At 45.0% G+C, this 1,970-nt stretch carries 3 protein-coding genes; all 3 read left to right on the top strand.

The genetic code is table 11. The annotated features are described in order from the left end of the window. Positions 1 to 491: 491 nt before the first annotated feature. The gene (locus tag MO867_RS21800; protein ID WP_252473072.1) at positions 492 to 629 is read left to right on the top strand and encodes a hypothetical protein; all 138 of its coding nucleotides are present in this window, start codon (positions 492 to 494) and stop codon (positions 627 to 629) included. A gap of 218 nt (positions 630 to 847) precedes the next feature. After that, positions 848 to 1,135 (top strand): substrate-binding domain-containing protein, encoded by a 288-nt coding sequence (locus MO867_RS21795; RefSeq protein ID WP_252473071.1) that lies wholly within the window; start codon positions 848 to 850, stop codon positions 1,133 to 1,135. Positions 1,136 to 1,525: 390 nt separating this feature from the next. Continuing rightward, on the top strand, positions 1,526 to 1,957 hold the full coding sequence (locus MO867_RS21790; RefSeq protein ID WP_252473068.1) for a class I SAM-dependent methyltransferase: 432 nt from the start codon (positions 1,526 to 1,528) through the stop codon (positions 1,955 to 1,957). Positions 1,958 to 1,970: the final 13 nt, after the last annotated feature.

The raw sequence follows: 1,970 nt of genomic DNA, 5'->3' as shown, positions 1-1,970 counted from the left end.
AGACAAGATAATTACAGCCACGATTTAAGCTGATTTATATGGGACAGCCCTGGGGCTGGGGGTTACCAACTTTGCACAGACACAGGGTAAAGTTCTAGGTTACTTAGGTTATGCTTGCTGGTACTCGCTAATGTTGGTTCACCCTTTTGCGGTTTATGCTGTATGGATGGATCTCCTCCCAATTTATTGGTTAGTGTCTTTTTTATTCTTGTCACATTTTGTTTTTGGGTTTGTTTTTGGCCGAAATCTCAGTGCTCGTTAAGTGGTAGATGAAAGCTTGGTATAAGGTGTTAGCTTGAGGCACGGTTATCCCTAGGTTGGGTTGAAGATCTATTTTTATTTATGAGTAGATTACTGGTAAGGTGAATAGTAGGTGGAATAGCCTGCTATCCAGCCCGTATATTTATTAGTCGAAATCCTAACGAATAGCAGCGATTTTAATCGCAGAAAGAAATCTTTGGGGGCGAACTCTTCTAGGCGATATAACCGCTATGTTGGGCATGATCAGTGACATCGCCATCCGCCTTGCCGAGCACCGCTATGATCTCCAGCTTTCCAATCGCATTACCACCAGTGATGACTGGCACTCCTATTTAATGGGATCACACCTTCCTATGGGGTATTCGTGAAACTCCAAGGAGTGGATGACAGCCCTTTGTGGGAGTTGCACCGTCAGGGGAATCCTTGGTTGTCTGAAACGGCAGCCCCCCAACCCGATTGCAAGTACTGCATTGTGAGCAGGTACTGGGTCTATTGCGCGTCAAATGACGGTCTTTTTTTTCAGTGACAGCGGCTATAAAGCCATTACCCATCTGCTTCAACAGAAAAGCTGGGGTTTTATGCAATATTGGCTGCAAGAGACCGTATTGCCTTGGTCGCCATCAAAGCCGTACAGGCTTACGGACATAAAGTGCCCGAGGACCTCGCCATGGTTGGATTTGATGATATTTCGATCACCCCATTCTACACTCCCCCGCTGACCCCCGTTCGTCAGGATACTCGACGTACTGAAGAGTTGACGGCGGAAAAGGGGATGCCGCTGAGTGGCGCTCAAACCGCCGATCCTCAAGTGCTGCCTGCTGGACTGGCGCTGCGCTCTCCCAGATTGCCGGTGGCGCACTGGGCCTTGGAATGAATACCACTATTATAGCTATGGCCCCAGACCTTTCCAGCGGGATAGACCGTGCATTCACGATTAATGCCTACCTGGCCTTGGTTGCACTGGTGATATCCGTGACTTTTGTTAAGAGGACGACTTAAAACCCTTTATCTTATGTTTAATTTCTTTAGCCTATAGATGGTTTCGCTCGGATGTTCATGGAGAAGTTCAGAGGGTTTCTTTGGCTTAGTTTTAGGGTAGATTTCTACGATTAGCGCAATCTATAGATTATACTTTTAATTATATCTATGTTGCACTAATGCAATCAACCATAATTAAAAATAGCCAACACTATAATTAAAAATAGATTCGTGGGTCTGGGGTGAATAAATTGGTAGAGAGGTAGATTGACCTATGAGTGTAGGTATGTTGAAAAATTACTCCTTGGAAACTCTAGGTGCCAAGTCCTGTATTGATAATAGCTGGCCCCTTATGGTTAACGCCCTCGATTCCATACCAAAGAAAAAATTTTATAGCACCATGGATTATGGTGCTGCTGACGGCGGCACTTCTATGGAACTCTGGGGCCGTGTATTTCAAAAGCTGGAAGGTAAAAGCATATACCATATAGCTAATGATTTGCCATCAGGCGATCTGCCGATGTTATCTGAAAATTTGAACCAATTAAGATCAAAATTTGAAAACCTGGTGGTCTTTATACAACCCAGTAGTTTTTACATGCACGTAGCCCCGCAAGCTTCCCTCAATATTGGACTGGCAGCCACTACTATGCACTGGTTATCCAAGATTCCAGAAGTACAACACTTCGGACAGTTTCATACAGCTATAGCCCCATAGTCACTGTACTGCT

It is taken from the genome of Microbulbifer okhotskensis, assembly GCF_023895975.1.
In the GTDB taxonomy this organism is placed as follows: Bacteria; Pseudomonadota; Gammaproteobacteria; order Pseudomonadales; family Cellvibrionaceae; genus Microbulbifer; species Microbulbifer okhotskensis.
Note: the sequence above shows the minus strand (reverse complement) of the source record. Positions and strands in the feature narration are given on the sequence as shown.

Coding starts and splice junctions, on each gene's coding strand:
- MO867_RS21800 (WP_252473072.1), top strand. CDS start 492: ATGTTGGGCATGATCAGTGACATCGCCATCCGCCTTGCCGAGCACCGC.
- MO867_RS21790 (WP_252473068.1), top strand. CDS start 1,526: ATGTTGAAAAATTACTCCTTGGAAACTCTAGGTGCCAAGTCCTGTATT.